General features: G+C 62.5%; 23 protein-coding genes and 1 pseudogene. 7 read left to right on the top strand and 17 right to left on the bottom strand.

The features are described from left to right. Positions 1 to 154 precede the first annotated feature (154 nt). The 3 genes from AC4DF4_RS07885 to AC4DF4_RS07895 form a co-directional block, all read right to left on the bottom strand. On the bottom strand, positions 155 to 1003 hold the full coding sequence (locus tag AC4DF4_RS07885; RefSeq protein WP_490047573.1) for an FKBP-type peptidyl-prolyl cis-trans isomerase: 849 nt from the start codon (positions 1001 to 1003) through the stop codon (positions 155 to 157). Between the two features lie 57 nt (positions 1004 to 1060). Beyond that, positions 1061 to 1453 carry a hypothetical protein gene (locus AC4DF4_RS07890; RefSeq protein ID WP_490047574.1) on the bottom strand — a complete coding sequence of 131 codons (393 nt, stop codon included), beginning with the start codon at positions 1451 to 1453 and terminating at the stop codon, positions 1061 to 1063. 166 nt (positions 1454 to 1619) lie between these two features. Next, on the bottom strand, positions 1620 to 1889 hold the full coding sequence (locus AC4DF4_RS07895; protein ID WP_490047575.1) for a hypothetical protein: 270 nt from the start codon (positions 1887 to 1889) through the stop codon (positions 1620 to 1622). A gap of 146 nt (positions 1890 to 2035) precedes the next feature. Between AC4DF4_RS07895 and AC4DF4_RS07900 the strand changes: the two genes are divergently transcribed. The 4 genes from AC4DF4_RS07900 to AC4DF4_RS07915 all read left to right on the top strand — a co-directional run bounded on the left by AC4DF4_RS07900 (position 2036) and on the right by AC4DF4_RS07915 (position 6163). Then, on the top strand, positions 2036 to 3145 hold the full coding sequence (locus AC4DF4_RS07900; RefSeq protein ID WP_490047576.1) for an LptF/LptG family permease: 1110 nt from the start codon (positions 2036 to 2038) through the stop codon (positions 3143 to 3145). Between the two features lie 14 nt (positions 3146 to 3159). Then, a complete protein-coding gene (locus tag AC4DF4_RS07905; protein WP_490047577.1) occupies positions 3160 to 5043 on the top strand; it encodes a SulP family inorganic anion transporter in 1884 nt (627 codons plus the stop codon). Beyond that, a complete protein-coding gene (locus AC4DF4_RS07910) occupies positions 5040 to 5525 on the top strand; it encodes a flagellar hook assembly protein FlgD (RefSeq protein WP_490047578.1) in 486 nt (161 codons plus the stop codon). Before AC4DF4_RS07905 ends, AC4DF4_RS07910 begins: the two co-directional genes overlap by 4 nt. Positions 5526 to 5842: 317 nt before the next feature. Then, the gene (locus AC4DF4_RS07915; RefSeq protein ID WP_490047579.1) at positions 5843 to 6163 is read left to right on the top strand and encodes a septal ring lytic transglycosylase RlpA family protein; all 321 of its coding nucleotides are present in this window, start codon (positions 5843 to 5845) and stop codon (positions 6161 to 6163) included. 1 nt (position 6164) lies between these two features. On the opposite strand, the gene AC4DF4_RS07920 is transcribed toward AC4DF4_RS07915, so the two are convergent. Both AC4DF4_RS07920 and AC4DF4_RS07925 read right to left on the bottom strand, forming a co-directional pair. Continuing rightward, positions 6165 to 6731, bottom strand: coding sequence for an esterase/lipase family protein (locus AC4DF4_RS07920; RefSeq protein ID WP_490047580.1), 567 nt, complete (start codon positions 6729 to 6731; stop codon positions 6165 to 6167). A 69-nt stretch (positions 6732 to 6800) separates the two neighbouring features. Further along, positions 6801 to 7148, bottom strand: a complete 348-nt coding sequence (locus tag AC4DF4_RS07925) for a histidine triad nucleotide-binding protein (protein ID WP_490047581.1) — start codon at positions 7146 to 7148, stop codon at positions 6801 to 6803. 71 nt (positions 7149 to 7219) lie between these two features. Between AC4DF4_RS07925 and AC4DF4_RS07930 the strand changes: the two genes are divergently transcribed. Continuing rightward, the gene (locus AC4DF4_RS07930; RefSeq protein WP_490047582.1) at positions 7220 to 7441 is read left to right on the top strand and encodes a zinc ribbon domain-containing protein; all 222 of its coding nucleotides are present in this window, start codon (positions 7220 to 7222) and stop codon (positions 7439 to 7441) included. 34 nt (positions 7442 to 7475) lie between these two features. Here the strand turns inward: AC4DF4_RS07930 and AC4DF4_RS07935 are convergent, their stop codons facing one another. Together AC4DF4_RS07935 and AC4DF4_RS07940 are read right to left on the bottom strand one after the other, a co-directional pair. Next, positions 7476 to 7874, bottom strand: coding sequence for a hypothetical protein (locus AC4DF4_RS07935; RefSeq protein ID WP_490047583.1), 399 nt, complete (start codon positions 7872 to 7874; stop codon positions 7476 to 7478). 92 nt (positions 7875 to 7966) lie between these two features. Then, complete coding sequence (locus AC4DF4_RS07940) at positions 7967 to 8899, bottom strand: ABC transporter ATP-binding protein (RefSeq protein WP_490047584.1); 933 nt, start codon at positions 8897 to 8899, stop codon at positions 7967 to 7969. A 137-nt stretch (positions 8900 to 9036) separates the two neighbouring features. Here AC4DF4_RS07940 and AC4DF4_RS07945 point away from each other — a divergent pair, with 137 nt between their 5' ends. Together AC4DF4_RS07945 and sucB are read left to right on the top strand one after the other, a co-directional pair. Further along, on the top strand, positions 9037 to 11799 hold the full coding sequence (locus AC4DF4_RS07945; RefSeq protein ID WP_490047585.1) for a 2-oxoglutarate dehydrogenase E1 component: 2763 nt from the start codon (positions 9037 to 9039) through the stop codon (positions 11797 to 11799). A gap of 39 nt (positions 11800 to 11838) precedes the next feature. Beyond that, on the top strand, positions 11839 to 13215 hold the full coding sequence (gene sucB, locus AC4DF4_RS07950; protein WP_490047586.1) for a dihydrolipoyllysine-residue succinyltransferase: 1377 nt from the start codon (positions 11839 to 11841) through the stop codon (positions 13213 to 13215). Here sucB and miaB read toward each other — a convergent pair. The 10 genes and pseudogenes from miaB to AC4DF4_RS08000 form a co-directional block, all read right to left on the bottom strand. After that, on the bottom strand, positions 13169 to 14623 hold the full coding sequence (gene miaB, locus AC4DF4_RS07955) for a tRNA (N6-isopentenyl adenosine(37)-C2)-methylthiotransferase MiaB (protein WP_490047587.1): 1455 nt from the start codon (positions 14621 to 14623) through the stop codon (positions 13169 to 13171). The two genes, sucB and miaB, sit on opposite strands and share 47 nt — an antisense overlap. Positions 14624 to 14799: 176 nt before the next feature. Continuing rightward, a complete protein-coding gene (locus AC4DF4_RS07960; protein ID WP_490047588.1) occupies positions 14800 to 14997 on the bottom strand; it encodes a hypothetical protein in 198 nt (65 codons plus the stop codon). After that, complete coding sequence (locus tag AC4DF4_RS07965) at positions 14994 to 15347, bottom strand: hypothetical protein (RefSeq protein ID WP_490047607.1); 354 nt, start codon at positions 15345 to 15347, stop codon at positions 14994 to 14996. Before AC4DF4_RS07965 ends, AC4DF4_RS07960 begins: the two co-directional genes overlap by 4 nt. After that, positions 15343 to 15679, bottom strand: a pseudogene (locus AC4DF4_RS07970) (sulfatase); the annotation flags it as partial. The gene AC4DF4_RS07965 and the pseudogene AC4DF4_RS07970, both read right to left, overlap by 5 nt. Positions 15680 to 15718: 39 nt before the next feature. Continuing rightward, a complete protein-coding gene (locus tag AC4DF4_RS07975) occupies positions 15719 to 15949 on the bottom strand; it encodes a glycoside hydrolase N-terminal domain-containing protein (RefSeq protein WP_490047589.1) in 231 nt (76 codons plus the stop codon). 56 nt (positions 15950 to 16005) lie between these two features. Further along, the gene (locus AC4DF4_RS07980; protein ID WP_490047590.1) at positions 16006 to 16965 is read right to left on the bottom strand and encodes a ThuA domain-containing protein; all 960 of its coding nucleotides are present in this window, start codon (positions 16963 to 16965) and stop codon (positions 16006 to 16008) included. A 295-nt stretch (positions 16966 to 17260) separates the two neighbouring features. Beyond that, positions 17261 to 17995: a sulfatase-like hydrolase/transferase gene (locus tag AC4DF4_RS07985; RefSeq protein WP_490047591.1), complete on the bottom strand. Its 735-nt coding sequence runs from the start codon at positions 17993 to 17995 to the stop codon at positions 17261 to 17263. Continuing rightward, positions 17961 to 18467: a sulfatase-like hydrolase/transferase gene (locus AC4DF4_RS07990; protein WP_490047592.1), complete on the bottom strand. Its 507-nt coding sequence runs from the start codon at positions 18465 to 18467 to the stop codon at positions 17961 to 17963. Before AC4DF4_RS07990 ends, AC4DF4_RS07985 begins: the two co-directional genes overlap by 35 nt. A 242-nt stretch (positions 18468 to 18709) precedes the next feature. Next, on the bottom strand, positions 18710 to 19090 hold the full coding sequence (locus tag AC4DF4_RS07995) for a sulfatase-like hydrolase/transferase (protein WP_490047606.1): 381 nt from the start codon (positions 19088 to 19090) through the stop codon (positions 18710 to 18712). Continuing rightward, on the bottom strand, positions 19091 to 19918 hold the full coding sequence (locus tag AC4DF4_RS08000) for a PP2C family protein-serine/threonine phosphatase (protein WP_490047593.1): 828 nt from the start codon (positions 19916 to 19918) through the stop codon (positions 19091 to 19093). Positions 19919 to 19922: the final 4 nt, after the last annotated feature.

The following is a 19922-nucleotide window of genomic DNA, read 5'->3' on the forward strand; positions in this document are numbered from 1 at the left end:
GAGATGGAGGTGATCTTGCCGCGGCTGTTCATCCTCACCGGTTTTTTCTCGGCGGCGACCGGGGTTTCCGGCGCGGCGGCCTGCCGCGCCGGCTGGGCGCAGGAGGCGAGGCCGAGCGCGATCGCCGCGGTGAGGAATGGCGACCGGTGAAAGGTCATTTGACGATCTGAATCAGCTCGACGTCGAACACCAGCGTGCCGGCGGGAGCGCCTGGCGGCGGGCTTTCGCCGTAGGCCAGCTTGGCGGGAATCCAGAGCCGGCGTTTTTCGCCCTCGACCATGAGTTGCACGCCCTCGGTCCAGCCGGGGATGACTTGGTTGAGCGGGAAGACGATGGGCTCGTCGCGCATGACCGAGCTGTCGAAGATCTTGCCGTCGGTGGTCCAGCCGGAGTAGTGGACTTTCACTTGGTCGGTGGCTTTCGGGTGGACGGTGCCGATGCCTTTGGTCAGGACGCGCGAGGCGATGCCGGAGGCGGTTTTCTCGGCGCTTTCAGGGGCGGCGGCGACGTCTTCCGGGACGGCGGGCGGCTTGGGTGCTTGTTTGATGGCGAGCAGCTCGACGTCGAACACGAGCAATCCGCCGGGGCGGCCGCCGCCGGGGTTTTCCCCGTAGGCGAGAGCGGCGGGAATCCAGAAGCGGCGCTTTTCGCCCTCGACCATGAGTTGGAGGCCCTCGGTCCAGCCTTTGATCACGCCGTTGAGCGGGAAGCTGGTGGGTTGGCCGCGTTTGACGGAGCTGTCGAAGAGTTTGCCGTCGGTGGTCCAGCCGGAATAATGCACCGTGACGGTGTCGGCGGCGGCGGGTTTCTGGTCGCCTTTGCCGGCTTGGAGGACTTTGGAGGCGAGGCCGGATGCGGTTTTGGAGGCATCGGCGGGAGGGGCGGCTACGTCGGATGGAGTTTCAGGCATGACAGTTTCGGCGCGGGCGGTGGCTGAGATTGCAAGTGCCAACCCGGCCGCGGTCGGGATGATGGCTCGCAGGGATTTCGTGATGAAATTCATGGGCGGAGGCTCGACGGCTCGGGCAGGCCTGTCAATCCCGCGAATCGCCGGAAATTTTCAACGGCGGCTGCGGCGGACGGTCATGGCGGACTTTTCCGAGCAGTAGGGGCAGTGGAAGGTGTTTTTGAACAAGATGGATAGCGCGACTCTCAGGCGGTGGCTGCCGAGGAAGGTGCGGGCGCGCCGGTGTTTCGCGCAGTCCTTGGCCGCGAGCACCGGAGTCAGGCACAAGGGGCAACGCGCCCGCGCGGCGAGGATCCATTGGGAGACCGTCGATAGAACCGCGGCGATTCCCATGCCGATGCCGACGTGGGCCAGCTTGCGGTCATCCTGGAGGACGGCGTAAATGAACGTCAGGCTGGCAAGCGGAGCCAGCAGGCACTTCGAGCACAGCAAGATCGATACTGCCTTGAAGCGCAGGATCGTGGATCTGGAACGGAACTGATGCATGTCGGGGTCAGGCGGCGGAAGATCTGATGGAGAATCAGGCAGGGGTGCCGCCGCAGGGGTGGCGCAGTAGGCGTGCCATCACAAGAACATTCAGCTAGAATTTTCTGCGAGAGCGCGGTTCCCTCCGTCATCCCACCGGTTCTGACCAAGTCGCCACTGTGGGAGACTAAAACAGAAATTCCTGAAGATTTTTTTCGGGCGGCGTCTTCGACTTGGTTGTTAGCAAGGCGTCGATCCGGGTGAGCAAATCGAGCGACGGCACTTCCTGGCCTTCGAGGATGACTCGCAGGCGGGTTCGCCATTCGTCCACCGAGCCGCCTTCCGCGGCGGCGAGTGCCATCGCGGTTTCCGTCAGGCGTCCGCTCACCGCGAACTGGCGACCGGTCCGGCGCAACCAGGCGTCGAAATAGGGGCGGTCGATCTTGGGGGTGAACACGCCGCAAGCCGTGGCTCAATCGCCCGGCGAGGTCAAGAATTCACGCGCTGGCGGAGCTGAGGGGAGTCATTTCCCGGCAACGGGTTTTCCCGGTTCGTCTCTGGTCTGGACAGGGCGGAGGGCGGTCTCCAGAGTGTGTTCACTTTATGCGTATTTCGGACCGCTACATTGGCAGGCAGGTACTTTCGGGCACCTTGTACGCGGTGATGGTGCTGGGGGTCGTCTTGGTGCTGGGGAATCTTTTCAAGCAGATCCAGCCCTTGCTGGTGGATCAAAAGGCGCCGCTGTCGCTGGTGATCCGGTTCGTGATCAGCGTGCTGCCGCTCTCGCTGATGTACACGATCCCGTGGGGATTCTTGTCGGCGGTGCTGCTGGTGTTCGGGCGGTTGTCGTCGGACCAGGAAATCACGAGTTTCCGGGTGGCGGGCTTGAGCCTGGTGCGGCTCTCGGCACCGGTGTTCGTGATCGGGGTTTTGCTGTCGTTGTTGAGCCTGTGGCTGAACATCAATGTGGTGCCGTTTTCGAAGGCCTCCTCGAAGCTGTTGATCTACGAACAGGCGGCCCGCGATCCGGATTCGCTGCTCAAGCCGGGGGTGGTGCAGGGGGATTTCAAAGGCGATGCGACGGGTGTTCAGAAACTGCTGGTCGAGGGGAAAAGCGGCGAGTGGGTGGAGGGGTTTCATTTCTACGTGTTGCCGCAGGTCAAGGACGGGGACGGGGCGATGACCTACGTCCATGCGACCAAGGCGGCGCTGACCATCGACCCGCTGAAAAGCCAGCTGCGGGTGAAGCTGGAGGATGCGTATTTCGAGTCCAGAAACAAGGAGGGCAAGGTGGAGATGGGCTTCGCCGGGGAGGCGGAACCGCTGCTGATCGACTTGAAAAACCCGCGGGACCGCAAACTCAGCGCCAGCTCGATGTCGAACCAGCAGATCCGCCACGAAATCGCGACCGACCCGACGTTGAGTGCTGAAAAGAGGCGGAAAATGCAGCGGGAAATCATGACCCGTTATTCGTTCTCGATGGCCTGTCTCGCGTTTGCGTTCGTGGCGGTGCCGCTGGGCTTGCAGACGCGCCGGCGCGACACTTCCCGCGGGCTGATCATCAGCTTGCTGATCGGCTCGGGTTATTTCCTGGTGACGATGCTGGCGGACCAGTTCAAGACCCAGGCGGGGATGACGATGACGCTGTGGGCGCCGAACGTCCTCTGCGTGGTGTTAGGCTTGTTCCTGTTCCGAAGGGCGCGATTCAAGTAAGCTCCGGTGCCCCGATGAAAATTCTCCGCACGCTCACCAAAGCCTCCCGGGATGTCCGGGATTTCTTCGCGGCGGAGCGGGTGGCGCTGGCCCCCTTCGCCAAGGATCTGAGGAATTACACGGTGCCGAAATTCCGGCAGGACGCGTGGGCGGCGGCGAACGTGACGGTGTTGGCGCTGGCGCAGGGCATCGCGTTTGCGGCCATCGCCGGGCTGCCGGTGGTTTATGGAATCACCTGCGCGGCGGTGGCCGCTTTTGTCGCGCCCTTGTTCGCGGGCTCGCGGCACACGGTGCTCGGCCCGACCAATGCGACGGCGTTCATGCTGTTCAGCTTTTTCTCGGTGAACCCGGCGCTGGTCGGGCGCTGGGGCGAGCTGATCCCGCTGCTGGTCCTGATGGTGGGCCTGATGGCGACGGTGGGGGCTTTGTTCCGGGTGGCGGATCTTTTGCAATACGTCTCTCGCAGCGTGTTAGTCGGTTATATCTCCGGGGCGGCGGTGTTGATCGTGGCGAATCAATTGAAGCCGTTTCTCGGGCTGTCGGCTTATGTGAGCGACGCGGCGTCCTCGACGTTCGCGGGCCTGTTGTGGGGGCTGGCGCAGGCGCTGCCGCACACGCGGTGGGTGTCGGTGCTGATCGGTGCGGCGACCTTGCTGATCTACGCGGCGCTGCGCCGGTGGCGGCCGTCGTGGCCGGCCTTCGGGGTGGCGCTGCTGATTTCCTCGGCGATTTTCGGCACCTTGATCCGGGCGGAGGTGGTGCCGTTCAAAGGCGCGCAGACCTTCGTGACCTTCGGTTTCCAGGACCTGATACCGCGGGCGCCCCATCTCTTGCGGGCGGAAATTTTCGCCGACATCTCGGCGCTGTTGAGCATCGCCTTCGCCACCGCTTTCCTAGCCTCGTTGGAAAACACCTTGATGGCGAAAACGCTGGCGTCGAAAACCGGCGACCGGGCGGACGTGAACCAGGACATGCTGGCGGTGGGCATGGCCAATCTCGCGACCGCCTTCGCCGGCGGGATGCCGGCGTCCGGCTCGTTGACGCGCTCGATGCTCAACCACGATTCCGGCGCGCGGACGCGTTTCTCCTCGTTGCTGGCCGGGCTCTACACGATGGCTGCGGCGGTCTTGATCGCGGCGTCGGTGGGCTGGGGGGTTCCGCTGATCGACTTCGTGCCCAAGGCGGGGCTGGCGGCGCTGGTGATCGCGCTGTCGTTCTCGTTGTTCAACGTGAGGCACATCCGGATCTGCCTGCGCTCGACCTCGGACGACGCGGCGGTGCTGGTGATCACCTTTGTCTCCACGTTGTTAGCTCCTTTGCACGTGGCGATTTTCATCGGCGTGGCGATTTCCATCACGCTGTTCCTGCGCAAGGCGAGCCGGCCGTTTTTGATCGAGTATGAATTCAGCGAGGCGGGGGAGCTCCGGGAAATGGGCGAGAAGCGCACGCGGCCGATCCCCGCGATTTCGATCGTCCACGTGGAGGGGGATTTGTTTTTCGGCGCGGCGGAGTTGTTCCGGACGCAGATCCAGCGGACGGTCTCCGACCCGGCGATCCAGGTGATCATCCTGCGCTTGAAAAACGCCCGCCATCTCGATGCGACGAGTGTGATGGCGCTGGAGGACCTGATCCTTTTCATGCGGAAAAAAGGCCTGCACCTGATCGTGTCCGGCGCGACCCGCGAGGTTTACCGGGTGCTCAAGAAATCCGGCATTCTCGTCACCTTGCAAGCCGGCTGCGACCGCGGCGCGGGCGAGAGCAACATTTTCCTGACCAATCCGCGCAACCCGAATCTATCGACCCGCGCGGCGCTCAAGCGCGCCCAACAGCTCCTCGGCACCGAGAAGGCGGACATCCGGATTTTTTACGATCCAAGCCATCAGAGTCCGCCGGCATGAAACGCTCCGCCATCCTGGCTGCCAGCCTCGCGGTTGCCGTGGGGGTCGGCATCTGGTGGTTCTCGCCGGTGCAGGTTTTGAAACGCCGGACCGGGTCGCTGCTCGCCACGCTCACCTTGGATTCCGGCACGGGGAAGGCCGGCCGGCAAATGGCCGCCTGCTCGCTCAACGCCCTGCTCGCCTCCCAGGTGGAACTCGAAAACCCGGAGATCGAGGAGGCCAACGGCAGCTTCGAGCGCGCCGAACTCGAATCCGCGTTTTCATGGCTCTGCAACCAAGCCAGGCAGACCCGCTTCGAGGCCGGGAAATTCCATTCCGTCAGCGTCAGAGGCGACGCCGCCAAGGTGAAGCTCTCGCTGTCGGGACTCGTCGAGCTGCCGACTTATCGTCCGGCGGACGGGACTTACGAGGTCACCTTCGACTGGCAAAAGGAAGAGGATGGCTGGCGTCTCCACCGCGCGGTTTGGCGGCCGCTTCCCTGATCCGTCACGCAGAAAATGAACCCGCCGGCCACCGGGTTCGGCGCGCGGCGGGCAGCGTTTCGGCAAGCACGGTTGCCCGAATCCTTGGGAAAACCGTGGATTGCGGGCCGATTCTAGCAAGGTCGTTTTTTCTTGCCTCCTCATTACGAGGTCCTTATAAAAACCGCCCCCAAAGGGGACTACACACGATGAACCTGACCCGGAAATTCAAATCCGTGGCCCTGGCAATCGCCGGCGTCATCCTTATTCCCAGTTGTGCCACAACCGGGAGTGCAAACTCGAAATCTCAAATCCATCAGGGCGACTCCCGATACGCGGTGAAGTCAGTCCAACAGGGCAAGGCGTCCTGGTATTCGGTCCGGACCAATTCCGGCACCCGGACCGCCAGCGGCCAGCGGCTTTCGAACCACGCGGCCACCGCCGCTCACAAGACTTTGCCCATGGGCACCAAGGTCCGCGTCACCAACGAGAGCAACGGCAAATCCGAGGTGATGACCATCACCGACCGCGGTCCCTACACCAAGGGCCGCATCATCGACGTGACCGTCGGTGCCGCCGAGCGACTCGGTTTCGCCCATCGCGGCGTGGCGACCGTGAAGGTCGAAGTGCTCGGGAAAGTTAAAACGGACGGCGACTGAGTCACTTCGCCAGCCGCCGCTCGATGTCGCTCATGACCGGCCCGGAAGTGAGCATCAGCGGATGCATCAGGACGGGGAATTCCAGATTTTCCGCGCGGTCCCAGACGGAGCTTTCCGGCGGCAGGATGATCAGATCCATCGGCGTGCGATAGGAAGTGACGGGGATTTTCCCGAGGCGGTCCTGCGAGTTTTGGAGGCTTGCCAGAAACCGGCTGCCCGGTCGCATTTCCTCGGTTCCCTGGGTCGGGTAGAGCCAGGCGGCCTTGGTCCCGTGGTGAGGCGAGGAAATGGTAACGAAATTCTCGCACCGCGCCGCGCCGCCGAGGTGTTGCGAATACTCGCGGCTGACGATGCCGCCCATGCTGAAGGCGACGACGTTGATGGGTTCCTCCGGGCCGAACTTCGTGTCGATGTCCTGCTTGAGACGCGCGGCGATATTGGTCAGTCCGCCGCGGCCGTCGCTGGGTTTCAGGCGCGGCACGTAGCACTCGAAGCCGCGTTTTTCGAGGCGCTTCTTGAGCGTTTTGAACGCCGAGCCGGTTTCGAGAAACCCGTGGACGAGCACCACCCGCTTGACGCGCGGCGGGCGGGCGGGGTGACGAGAAGCTTGGAGAATTTACGGATCATGACCTTGGATCTAGCCGGGTGGCCACTGGAGCGGGCGTCCGCCCAGCAGGTGGACGTGCAAATGGGGAACAGCTTCGCCGCCGTCGGGGCCGTTGTTGATCACCAGCCGGTAGCCGGTTTCCGCGATGCCCTCGCTCCGCGCGACCGCGGCGGCGGTCAGCAGGAGGTGGCCGAGCAATTTCTCGTCGTCCTCGCCCGCCAGGCCCACGCGCGGGATCGCCTTGCGCGGGATGATCAGGATATGGACCGGCGCCTGCGGTGAAATGTCGCGGAAGGCCACGCAGCGCGCGTCTTCATGGACGATGGACGCGGGGATTTCCTTGTCACAGATTTTTTCAAACAGCGTCTTCTCGGACATACCGGGGGAAAGATGGCAGGGCGGCCGGGGCTTGCAAGAGGCGATGTGGCGGTGATCGCCGGTCGCCGCGAATGGAAGAAAATGAATTCGCGGCGACCGGTGATCGCCGCTACGCTGCCGCCATGGAACTCGCCGAAGTCACTTGCCCGACCTGCTTCGAAGTCTTTGAAGTCGCCATGCCGCACCCGGATGAAATGCCGGCGGAGGTGGACTACGACTGCGAAGTCTGCTGCCGCCCGATGATGATCGTGTTCACGGAAAACGAGGTTTACGCGAAGGGGCTGGGGGATTGAACCGGGAGGATGTTTCCCCGCCCGGGAACCCATCCTATCCCAATTCCTCCTCAATGAACTCAAGCACGAGGTCGATGAGTTCGTCCAGTCCGGCGGGGAGTTCTTCTTCGATGGTGGCGAGGTAATCCGCTTCGGTTTCGCTGTAGTCGTTGCGGTCCTCGCTGCGGGTTTCGCACCAACGGCTGGCGTTGAGAGGATCGACCAGGGTGGTCGCGTCGATGAGTTCGAAAGAGTTGATGATGCGCTGGTGATTCACCCCGCTCTGCCAGAAGCCATGCAGGCCGTCCTCGCTTTCAAGAAGCGAAACGGTCTCATAGACGTCCATCAGGGCACGTTCTTCGCGGCTGAGAGCACGCTCGGACGATGCGCTCTCAAGGCGATCGACGAGGATCTCGACTTTTTCGGGCCATTCAATGGGTTCTTGGGAAAACATTTCACGCGGGTCTAAAATGCGGGAGTGATCCTTGCAAAGCCAATTCCTGCTTGGAGTGAGCCGTCGCATGGACGAGGCGGCCACGCCCCCTATCAGTCCTTACGCGTCAGTTCGACGAAAACGTCCTCCAGCGTCGCGACGTGGCGGAACAACGAGCGGAGCGGCCAGCCGTATTGCGAGGCGAGGTTCGCGATGTGCTCGCGGGAATCGGTGCCGGAATCGACCCAGACGGTGTAGCGGGTCCAACCGTCGTCGAGCGGCTCGGGAGTGACTTTTTTCACGGGGTCGAGGCGATTGATGGCACCGGCGACGACTTCGGGGTCGGCTTGGATTTCCACCTGGATGCGGCCGGCGGCGCGCATCTGGCCGACGAGGTTGGCGGGCGTGTCGGCGGCTTTGATTTTCCCGCCGTCGATGATGATGACGCGGTTGCAGGTCATTTCCACCTCGGAGAGGATGTGCGTGGAAATGAGCACGGTGTGGGTCTGGCCGAGGTGGCGGATGAGCTCGCGGATCTGGCGGATCTGGTTCGGGTCGAGGCCGTTGGTGGGCTCGTCGAGGATGAGCAGCTCGGGGTCGTGAACGAGGGCATCGGCCAGACCGACGCGCTGGCGGTAGCCTTTCGAGAGGGTCTTGATCATCTTGCGGCGGACGTTGCCGAGGCCGCAGGTGTCGATGACGTCACCGACGCGGCGGCGGCTGTCGCTGCCGCCGAGGCCCTTGAGCTGGGCGCGGAATTTCAGGTATTCCTTCACCCGCATGTCCTCGTAGAGCGGGACGTTTTCGGGCATGTAGCCGATTTTCCGGCGGGCCTCGATCGACTGGCGGAAAATGTCGTGCTTGGCGATGGTGGCGGTGCCGGAGGTGGGCGGCAGGTAGCCGGTGAGCATCCGCAGGGTGGTGGTCTTGCCGGCGCCGTTCGGGCCGAGGAAGCCGACGATTTCGCCGCGCGCCACGGAAAAGCTGATGCCGCTGACCGCTTCGTGGCGGGCGTATCGCTTGGTAAGTTGGTTCACTTCGATCATGATTTCGGGTCCGTGGATTGCGGGGAAATTCGCGCCTGCGCGGTTGACGCGACGGGCTGCGCCCTTTAATGAAGCGCCGCGCGTGGCGGGCCAAGCGGGAAATTCGCGGGCTCGCCTCCTCATTTTACTCCTTTCTCATGAACTCTTCGGTTTCGCCGCGACAGAACGCAGACTTGCTGGAATCAAAATACACCGAATGGTGCGAGGACCCGAAGTCGGTCGATGCGACGTGGGCTGCGTTTTTTGAAGGATTCGAGCTGGGATCGGCCCAGGTGAAGCTCAAGGAGGAAGCCGCCGCCGCGGGAGTGTCCGCGCCGGCCTCGGACGCAGACCTGGCGTTTTTCGGCAAGGTGGTGAGTTTGATTTATAACTACCGCACGCTCGGCCACACCCAGGCCGCGATCAATCCGCTCGACGAACCGGAGCACAATCCGCGCTTGAAGCTCGAGCAGTTCGGCCTGACCGCCGCGGACCTCGACCGCGAGGTGTGGAACTCGTTTTTCCGCCACGGCGACAAGATGAAGCTGCGCGACATGGTGGCCGCGCTGGAGGCGACTTACTCGAACAAGATCGGATTCGAGTTCATGCACATCCACAACACGACCGTCCGCCACTGGGTGCGCGAGCGGATCGAGATCCACGCGGTGCGCAACGAGGCAACTCCGGCGAAGAAGCTCAACTCGCTGTGCTGGGTGCTGGAAGCGGAGGCGTTTGAAAACTTCCTCGGCAAGCGCTTCCTCGGCGAGAAGCGTTTCTCTAACGAAGGTGGCGAGGGCGCGATGATCCTGCTCAACGCGCTGCTGGAAGCCTGCCCCTCGCACGGCGTCAAGGAGATCGAAATGGGCATGTCGCACCGCGGGCGCATGAACATTCTCGCCAATTTCGTCCGCAAGTCCCTCACCACCATCCTTTACGAGTTCACTCCCACCTATGAACCCGACCTGGTCGCGGGCGATGGCGATGTGAAATACCATCTCGGCTACGAAAGCATCCGCGAACTGCCGGACGGCAAAGTCCGGGTCAGCCTCGCGGCAAATCCAAGCCACTTGGAGGCCGTCAACTCCATCGTCGAGGGCAAGGTCCGCGCCCGCCAGCGTGTTCTGTGCGAAGGCGGCGGGGAAATCGACCGCAATCAGGTCCTGCCGATCCTGCTTCACGGCGACGCCGCGTTTGCCGGCCAGGGCTCGGTCGCGGAGGTGCTCAATCTCTCCCAGCTCAAAGGCTACCGCACCGGCGGCACCATCCATCTGATCATCAACAATCAGATTGGTTTCACCACCATTCCGGCCGACGCCCGCTCATCCGCCTACGCGACCGACGTCGCGAAAATGATCGAGGCGCCCATCCTCCACGTGAACGGTGAGGAACCGATGGAACTCTACTGGGCCGCGCTCTTCGCCCTCGAGTTCCGCCAGAAATTCGGCCGCGACATCGTCATCGACATGTATTGCTACCGTCGCCAGGGCCACAACGAGGCGGACCAGGCGGCGTTCACCCAGCCCATCGTCGCGAAGAAAATCGCCGACCGCCCGACCTTCGGGAAAACCTACAAGCAGCAGCTCGTCGCCGAGGGCGTCATTTCCCAAGCCGATCTCGATTCGCTCGAACAGGCGATCTGGGACAAGCTGGAGACTGGCTATCAGAAAATGCTCGAGCTGCATGAGGCGGGCGACCGCACCGCCTTCAGCGGCTCGACCGGCATCGACCAGCCCGCCTATTCGCACGCGCCCGTTCCCACCGGCATCGATCGCGACACGCTCCAGCACATCGGCAAGGTGCTCACGACCATTCCTAACGACTTCAATTTGAACCCGACGCTCGAAAAGCGCTTCATCCCGCGGCGGGTCGAGGCGCTCGCCAACGGCGGCCCGATCGACTGGGCCTTCGCCGAGTCGCTGGCGTTCGGCTCGCTGCTGATGGAGGGAACTCCGGTGCGTCTATCAGGCCAGGACTGCCGGCGCGGGACCTTCTCCCAGCGGCACGCCGTTTTCTATGACTACGAGACGCGGGAGAGATACATTCCGTTGGAACATCTCGACCCCGCCCAATCGCGGTTCTGCGTTCACAACTCCTTCCTCTCCGAGTTCGCGGTGCTGGGTTTCGACTACGGCTACTCGCTTTCCTATCCGAGCATGCTCACCATGTGGGAAGCGCAGTTCGGGGATTTCTCCAACGGCGCGCAGGTCATCATCGACCAGTTCATTTCCTCCGCCGAGTCCAAGTGGCAGACGCCGAGCGATCTGGTGATGCTGCTGCCGCACGGCTACGAGGGCATGGGTCCCGAGCACTCCAGCGCCCGTCTGGAACGCTTCCTCCAGCTTTGCGCCGAGAAGAATCTAATCGTCGGCAACTTCACCACGCCCGCCCAGTATTTCCATGCGCTGCGCCGCCAGAAGCACCGGGACTTCCGCAAGCCGCTGGTGCTGATGACGCCCAAGAGCCTGCTCAGCCGGCCTGAGGCGGTCTCCCAGGAAGCCGACTTCATGGAAGGCACCTGCTTCCAGGAAATCCTCCCGGACACGAAATCCTTCGCCCATCCCTCGAACGTCAGCCGCATCATTTTCTGCAGCGGCAAGGTTTACTACGACCTCATGGCCTATCGTCAGGAAAAGGGCATCGAGAACGCGGCCATCATCCGCATCGAGCAGCTCTATCCGTTTCACCGCGAAATGGTCGAGGCCATCATCAGCCAGTATTCGAGCGCCTCGCACTTCGTCTGGTGCCAGGAAGAGCCGCTCAACATGGGTGCCTGGTCGTACATTTTCCCGCGCCTCGAACGCGCCGTCGGCAGCAAGATCCGCTATGCCGGCCGGGGGACTGCTTCCAGTCCCGCAGCCGGTTCCAAGGCGATGCACTACCGCGAGCAGAAGGCGCTCGTTTCCCAGGCCTTCGAGGTCTAACTCCGATTCAACTTTCCCAACTCTCACCCCGCTTCATCCATGTCACTCGACGTCAAAGTTCCTGCCGCTGGCGAATCCATCACCTCCGCCAACGTCGCCCGCTGGCACAAGAAAAACGGCGATGCCGTTAAAAAGGGCGACATCCTCGTCACCCTCGAAACCGACAAGGTTTCCAACGAGCTCGAAGCTCCTGCCGACGGAATTCTCGAAATCCTCGTCGGCGAGGGCGAGGAAGTCTCCATCGGCACCTTGATCGCCCGCATCTCCGGTGAAGTCGCCGCAACCGCCGCCGCCGCTCCGCCGGTCGTCCAGACTCCGGTTGTTGCCCCTGTCGCCGCGTCCGGCGCGGTCATCGAACTCAAAGTCCCCGCCGCCGGCGAGTCCATCACCTCCGCGAACGTCGCGAAATGGCGGAAGAACGACGGCGAACAGGTCGTCCAGGGCGAGGTCCTCGTCACTCTCGAAACCGACAAGGTTTCCAACGAACTTGAAGCCCCCGCATCCGGTCGTTTGAAAATCATCACGCCCGAAGGCGAGGAAGTCTCGATCGGCGCGATCATCGCGACCATCGATACCGCCGCCACCGCGGGCGCGGTTCCCGCTCCCGCGGTCGCTGCCGCCGCTCCGGCCCCGGCCGCCGCGCCCGTCGCGATCAAACCCGATTTCTCCGCACCCGCCGCCCCGGTCGAGCGGGTCACGCCATCCGAAGTGAGCGACGGCCGGACCACCCGCAGGAAGATGTCGATGCTGCGCCGCAAGATCGCGACGCACCTTGTCAATGCCCAGCAGACCGCCGCCATTCTAACGACCTTCAACGAGGTGGACATGAGCTCGGTGATGGACCTCCGCAAGCAGGTGCAGGAAGACTTCATGAAAAAGCACGGCGTGAAGCTCGGCTTCATGTCGTTCTTCATCAAAGCCGTGGCGCAGGCGCTCAAGGACGTTCCTTCCATCAACGGCCGCATCGAAGGCACCGAGATCATCGAGAACCATTTCTACGACATCGGTGTCGCCATCGGGTCGGAAAAAGGCCTGTTCGTTCCGGTCCTTCGCGACGTGGACAAGAAGTCCTTCGCCCAGATCGAAAAGGAAATCCTCGACTACGCCAAGAAGGCCAAGGACGGCAAGATCACCCTCGACGACCTCTCCGGCGGCGTCTTCTCGATTTCCAACGGCGGCACCTATGGCTCGCTGCTCAGCACGCCGATCCTCAACCCGCCGCAAAGCGGCATCCTCGGCATGCACACCATCCAGCAGCGTCCGGTCGCGCTCAACGGCCAGGTCGTCATCCGCCCGATGATGTATCTCGCGCTCAGCTACGACCACCGGTTGGTGGATGGCAAGGAAGCCGTCACCTTCCTGATCCGCATCAAGGACAGCCTCGAGTCGCCGACGCGTCTGCTGTTGGAGATGTGATCTGATCCCCGGCTGAGACAGCCGGGACACATTCTTCCAGGCACGCGGTGCCGAAGAGCGTGAAGCCGGTGGATTGCTCGATCTGGATGTCGAGGATCTGTCCGGTGAGACGGGCCGGGTCGCCGTCGAAAATGACGATCTTGTTCTGCAAGGTCCGGCCGGTAAGGCGGGCGGCGTTGTTTTTCGACGGGCCTTCGCAGAGCACTTGCTGGCGGGTGCCGACGACGGCGGCGTTGCTGGCGATGGCGAGGCGGTCGACCACGGCGAGCAGGCGCTGGTTGCGCTCTTCCTTCACGGATTCGTCGAGTTGGCCGTCCATCTCGGCGGCGGGGGTGTTGCGGCGTTTCGAGTAGCGGAAGACGAAGGCGTTGTCGAACTTGAGGCGCTCGACGGTGTCGATGGTGGCTTGGAAATCTTCCTCGGTCTCGCCGGGGAAGCCGACGATCATGTCGGTGGTGATGGCAAGGCCGGGGCGGGCGGCTTTCATTTTCTCGCAGATCTCGATGAACTTCTCGTTTTTGTAAGGCCGGCGCATTTCTCGCAGGATCCTATCGGAGCCGCTCTGCATCGGGAAATGGATGTGCGAACAGAGTTTCGGCAGATAGGTGAAGGCGGCGACGAGGTCGTCCCGGTAACCGATGGGATGCGGCGAGGTGAAACGGATGCGCTCGATGCCCTCGACTTCGTGCACGGCTTCGAGCAGTTGGACGAAAGGCGACTTGCCGTCGATTTTCGGGAACTCGGTGCGGCCGTAAAGGTTGACGATCTGGCCTAGCAGGGTGATTTCCTTCACGCCGTGGGCCGCGAGGTGGCGGACCTCGCCGACGATCTCGGCGATGGGCCGGCCGCGCTCCTTGCCACGGGTGTCGGGGACGATGCAGAACGAGCAGCGCATGTTGCAGCCCTGCATGATGGAGACAAAGGCGGAGGCCTCGTGCGCTTTAGGGACGTGGTCGCGGATGGTGTTTTGCGAGCCTTCCTCCTCGGCGGTGTCGCAGACGCTGGTGCCGCGGAGGGAAAACGCTGGGTCGTCCATGCGGGCCTCTAACCGCCGCTGGAGGATGGTGTCCACGTATTCGAAAACCTTGTGGTATTTCTGGGTGCCGACGACGACGTCGAGGTTCGGCAGGGTTTTGAAAAGCTCCTCGCCGCGCGACTGGGCCATGCAGCCCATGAAGCCGTAAACGACGTGTTTGCGGTCGCGGCCCTTGTGGATGAGGTTGCCCATTTTGCCGAGCGCCTTCTGTTCCGCCTGGTCGCGGACGGAGCAGGTGTTGATGAGCACGGCGTCGGCCTCGTTTTCATCGGTCGTGACCGTGTAGCCGCCCTCGCTGAACATCCGGGCGACTTGCTCGGAGTCGCGCTCGTTCATCTGGCATCCGTAGGTCTTGACGTAAACTTTGGGCATGGAATTTCCGGGTCGGGCGCGCAAGCTAGTCAGGAAAGGCCGAAGGTTCAAGGCCTCAGGAGCCATCGTCGAAAGGAACTTCCCCAGGCCGCCCGCGGAGACGGTATCGCCGCAGGTCTCACGGATCGTCTCCGCCGGACTTGTGGAAATCGACGGGCCCCGTGTCTTTGGCGCGCTTACTCTTGTCCGGCAGGCTCGGCGTCCTTCTTCGCTGCTTTTTCTTCAGCTTTTTGCATGCTTTCGATTTGCTTCCGGAATCCTTTGATGCCCGGAACCAACGGGCTTTCCGGGGCGAAGGCGATGGCTTCATCCACGGCTTTGAGCGACTCTGCGAGCTTGGTCTGTTGTGCTAGAATCTTCGCGCGGGTCATCATGATCTGTTGGGCGTCACCATTTCATCACTCAAGCCCAATGCTTCGAGCTCGGAGATCAGCGCCTTGGCCTTTTCCACGCCCGTGGCTTTTTCGGCGGCGGCAAACGCCTCGTCACGGGTGGTCTTTCTCTCACGGAGTTTGTTGAGGTGCTCGACATAGTTCTCCGGCCCACCTTTTTGATAGCCGGTTTTGGCGTAAGGGCGTTCTTCGGCATCGCACAAGAGGATGGTTGGGTAACCCTTCACGCCATACTTGACCCTGAGCTCGTTGTTCTGTTTCTGGGTTTCCTCGGAGAGCTTGGATTTGTTCTTCGGGAAATCGAGTTCGACGAGGACGAACGAGTCCTTCACGCAGGCCCCTGCGGTCGAGGTTATCGAACAACTCGCCGCAGGTCTCAATCGAACCAGTCGCACATCGCGTAATACGCGGCGACATCCGCGGCGCGGCCGGGCCGGGTGTGTTTTTCTAGCAGTCGCTTCGGCGGGTTGTGCGGGGTGTGAGGCAGGAACGGCGCATACCAGAGAAGGAAGGGCTTCTTTTCCTGGGTCGCGAGGTCGAGGAAGTCGCTGACGGGTTGCATCCCTTCGCGGCCGATGCTGAGGCCTTCATCGCCGTGGCGGCCACCGCGTTTCGGATCGCCATGGGTCATGCCGTGGGTAAATCCGCCGTCTTGGAACGATCCGAGGAAGAGCAGGGGGCGGGTTTTCATGGGCGGATTTTTTTAGGTGCGTTGTGATACGCTGCGGCTTCCTACGGATCTGCGTTCCTTGGGAAACGTTCCCGCCACCATCGCCCCGAGGCGGCCGTTGCCAGCCGGTAGCCCGAGCTTCCATTCCATGGCGGGTTGGGTGAACCAGAACTCGCGTTTCTCCGGCCAAGCCTGCTCTGCGGCACAGGCTTGGAAATGGCAGGCAAAGATCATGCCGAATAAGATCGCTGAGAATCCTTTCATGGACGCCAAGGAGCGGGAGGTCGATGGGCAGGGGGGCTCACAAAACTGATCCTTGATCACTTTTTCAATGCGAAGGCCCGGGCGGCCGGCTTGTCCGCGGCCGGGAAGTCCTTCGGGATCGGCTGGGTCACTTTGCCGGTCGCCGCCCATTCTGAGCCCCGCAGGAAAGTGGTGATGAAGCCGACTCCTTCGAATGCCTCGGTGTCGTGGCCAAGCGTCGTGTGGAAGACACGGCCTTTGCCGTAATCGATCACCATCAGCATCGGTTCGTTGCGGCCCGCCGCCTTGAGCTCCGGGGTGTCCGCCGCCGTGGCGAGGATGGTCATGTTCTCGCCCGGGCCGCGCAGGCGGGAGTAGCATTCATCCTTGGAGTGCATCCAGAAATCCGGAAGGTCCTTGGTGATCGGATGGGCTTTGTCCCGCATGGTGACCACGAATTCGCCTTGCGGGCCGTGGGTGCCGCATTTGCCGGCGCCGGGGTCGCGGACGACCTTGCCATCGGCATCGTAATAGACATAGGGTCCGGATGTTTCGTTGCGGCCGCCCCATCCGCCGAGGCCGATCATGCGGTTGAACTCCTCCCAATTTCCCCAGCTGTTGTCCGCGGCGTGGACGACGACGAGTCCGCCGCCGTTTTTCATGTAGGTTTCCAGATTGCGCCGCGTCGTTTCCGGCCAGTCCGCGGCCCCGTAGCCGAAGTTGCTGACCACGATGGCGTATTTCGTGAAATCCGGCGAAAAATCCGGATCGGGCACCGGCTTTTCGGTTCCCTCGGATTCGCCGGCGCCTGCTAGGGGAAGCCAATCCTGTTCGCGTTTGAAGTTGGAGATGAATTTCGTCCTCGCAACCTCCACCTCGAACAGGCCGCTGCCTTCCAGATATTGTTTCATCATGACCGTCGATTTCGGCCAGACGGCGTGGTTGTTCTGGCCATCGACGATGAGGGCCTTGAGCTTTTCGGCGGCGGCTGCGGGCAGTGCCAGAACCAGGGACGCGGTGAGGAGGCGTGTAAACATTTTCATCGGCTGATACTACGTGCGGGCGTCGCTGATTCGATCATGAAGTAATGATCCACCCCGTGCCGCAGGGAGTGGCATGCAATCCGCGGATCCGAATGAGGAGGAAGACCTCGCCGCAGGCAGCCCGCGCGTGCCGCCGCCCTGCGCGACAAGCTCGCCGCCTGGTGGCCGGGGAAATAGCCAACGGATCCATCCACAACCCGACCCGGATGAATCGGTCGGCTCGACAAGTGTGGTGTTTTCGAAGCTTCACCGGCACTGGATCGATTCGGCGGGCAACACATGAAGCGGATCATCGCTTCGATTTTTTCGCAGCCTTTTTTTCGCGGCCGGGTTTGTTTTCCCCGGGATCATGGATGCTGGGTTTCTGGCCATAGAGCACCGGTTTGAAGCTAGTACCCTCGTTGGTTTCCGGCGGCGTGACGCCGGTGAGGTCGCAGAAAGTGGCGAGCAGGTCGCCGAGGTAGATGTTTCCGGGTGCGCGGCTGCCGGGCTTGATGCCGGGTCCCTTGACGATCATCGGGACACGCCAGGTGTGCTCGTAGAGGTTCTGTTTTCCCTGCAGCCCGTGGCGGCCGATGGCGATGCCGTGGTCGGCGGTGTAGAAGATGTAGGTGTTTTCAAGCTCGCCCATTTCCTCAAGCCGTGCGAGAACGCGGCCGATCTGGATGTCGATGATTTCCGAGCAGGCGTAGTCGCGGCCGATCTCGTTGCGGATCGTCGCCTCGTCGCGGCGATCCCACACGCCGCTGACCGCCTTCTCGTCGCGCACGTCGCTGTGGGTGTTGTCGAGTGGATGGGCGGGCAGCCAGTTGGGCGGCAGCGGCGGCTGTTTGGGGTTGGCGGGCGGGCAGGCTGATTTGTCCGTGTGGTTGGTGGCGCCGTATTTTGCGAGCAGCTCCGGCTTGCCATCGCGGGTGTCATGGGGATGCGACAGGCCGAAGTAGATGAAAAACGGGCGCTCGTCCTTTTTCTCTTTTCCGTTCGCCGAGTTAATCGAGCACGCGGTCTGAGGCGTGCCAAGCACTGCCGGATTCGTCGGTGCCGCCGCGCTTGGTGGCGTCGTGGACGACGCCGAACTCCTTGTTCGCTGCGGCATAGCTGTTGCCTTGTTTGCAGGTGCGCATGGTGGCGTATCCTGCGCGGTTGAAGACGGCGCCGATGGTGTTTTTCTCAAGGTTGGGCGGGCATTTCTCCGCACCGGGGCCGATCGGCAGGTGCCAGACGGTGCGACCGCTCATGATCATGTGTCGTGAGGGCGTGCAGACCGCGCCGCTGAAGGAGCCCATGTGATGGGCGGAATCGAAGATCATGCCGCCTGATGCGAGGCGGTCGATGTTGGGCGATTGAAGAGTGGATTGCGGGTTGTGGAACTTGAAGTCGAACGGAGACTGGTCGTCGGTGAGGATGAAAAGGATGTTCGGGCGGCGCGGTTCCGCGGCGTGCGATGATGCGGCGAACAAGAGTGCGGCGGTGAGTGCGGTTAAGAGAGTTTTCATGGAATTTGGATGGGTGGTTTTCCCGCGGTTCACTTGGATGTTTCAAGCATTGGCCAGCTGACGGATTTTTCGCCGGGTTGTTTCGTTCCGGGCGTGCTACGGCCTTCCTCCACATATCGTTTCATCAAGACGGCGATTTTTCCGACGACCTCCGGGTTCTCTTTGGCGAGGTCCTTGGTTTCACCGAGGTCGGACTCCAGTTGATAGAGCTCGCGTTTCCCGTTTTTGAGGAAAATGAGCTTTCACGGGCCTTGGCGGATGGCGAGGTCGCGGCCCATCGATTGGTGGACGGTCGCCTCGCGCAGGGTTTCCTTGGCGGTGCCGTTCAGAGCGGGCAGGATGCTCACGCTGTCCTCGCCGGCGTTGTCGGCGGTGGCGATGACGAGGGTGTTTCCGGCGAGACCTTTCTTTTCAAGGGCGTCGAGGAGTTGGCCGAGCATGTGGTCGCCCTGATAGACCCAGTCGCCGTATTCCGGGTCGTTTTTCACCTCATCCTTGGCCCCGCTCTTGCCGACGAATTCCGGTGCCGGGGCGACGGGCGTGTGCGGCGGGCACATGGGGAAATAGAGCAAGAACGGCTTGTCGGCCTCGCGCTTGCCGATCCACTCGACCGCCTTGGCGATTCACTCTGCCGGAGCTTCTTTAACAGCGATGACGATGAGGCTTGTATCGTCGATCCCGGCGTTGTCGATGGCGCGTTTTAGAAGTGTTTGCGCGGTGGCGGCGGGGGCGTCGCAGCAGGTCGCGAGGGCGTCGGAAATGTGGCGTTCCCAGAGTCCGTCGACGAGCCCGTCCGAGCAGACGAGGAAGCAGTCGCCGACCTCGTAAGTGATGGCGGCGAAATGGGGGTTCACCTTGTCGTGGCCGCCGCCGACGACTTCGTAAAGGGCGGCCCGCCGAGGGTGGGAGCGGTATTGGACCTCGCTGATTTCGCCGCGTTTCCACTGGCTCCAGGCATAGGTGTGGTCGCGGCTGAGTTGTTCGAGCTTGCCGCCGCGGGAGCGATAGATGCGGGAGTCGCCGGCGTTGGCGATGTAGAGGTTTTCCGGGGTGAACCAAGCGAGGGCGAGGGTGGCGGCCATGCCGTTTTTATCGGCGCTGCCGTTGCCGGTGGCGTTGATCTCGTCGTGAATGGAGCGGAGGGCGTCGGCGAGGTGGCTGAGCGAGTCCGGAAACAGCCCGGCGGCGGCGGCCTTGAAGGTTTCCGGGATGATTTCGGTCATCTGTTGGAGGATGATCGAGGAGGCGATGTGGCCGGCGTTGCTGCCGCCCATGCCGTCGGAAACGGCGAAGACGAGGTCGTGGGTGGCGAGTGCGTGGCTGCCTGTTTCCGGAAGGATTTCCGCGCCTTTTGGCCCGGAGGCGAAGGCGATCAGCGAGTCGTCGTTGCGGAGTTTGCGGGACCCGCTGTGGGTGAGGGCGGCCCAATGAAGGATTGCGGCTTCGGTCACGGAT

The sequence above is a fragment of the Luteolibacter sp. genome (genome assembly GCF_058122085.1).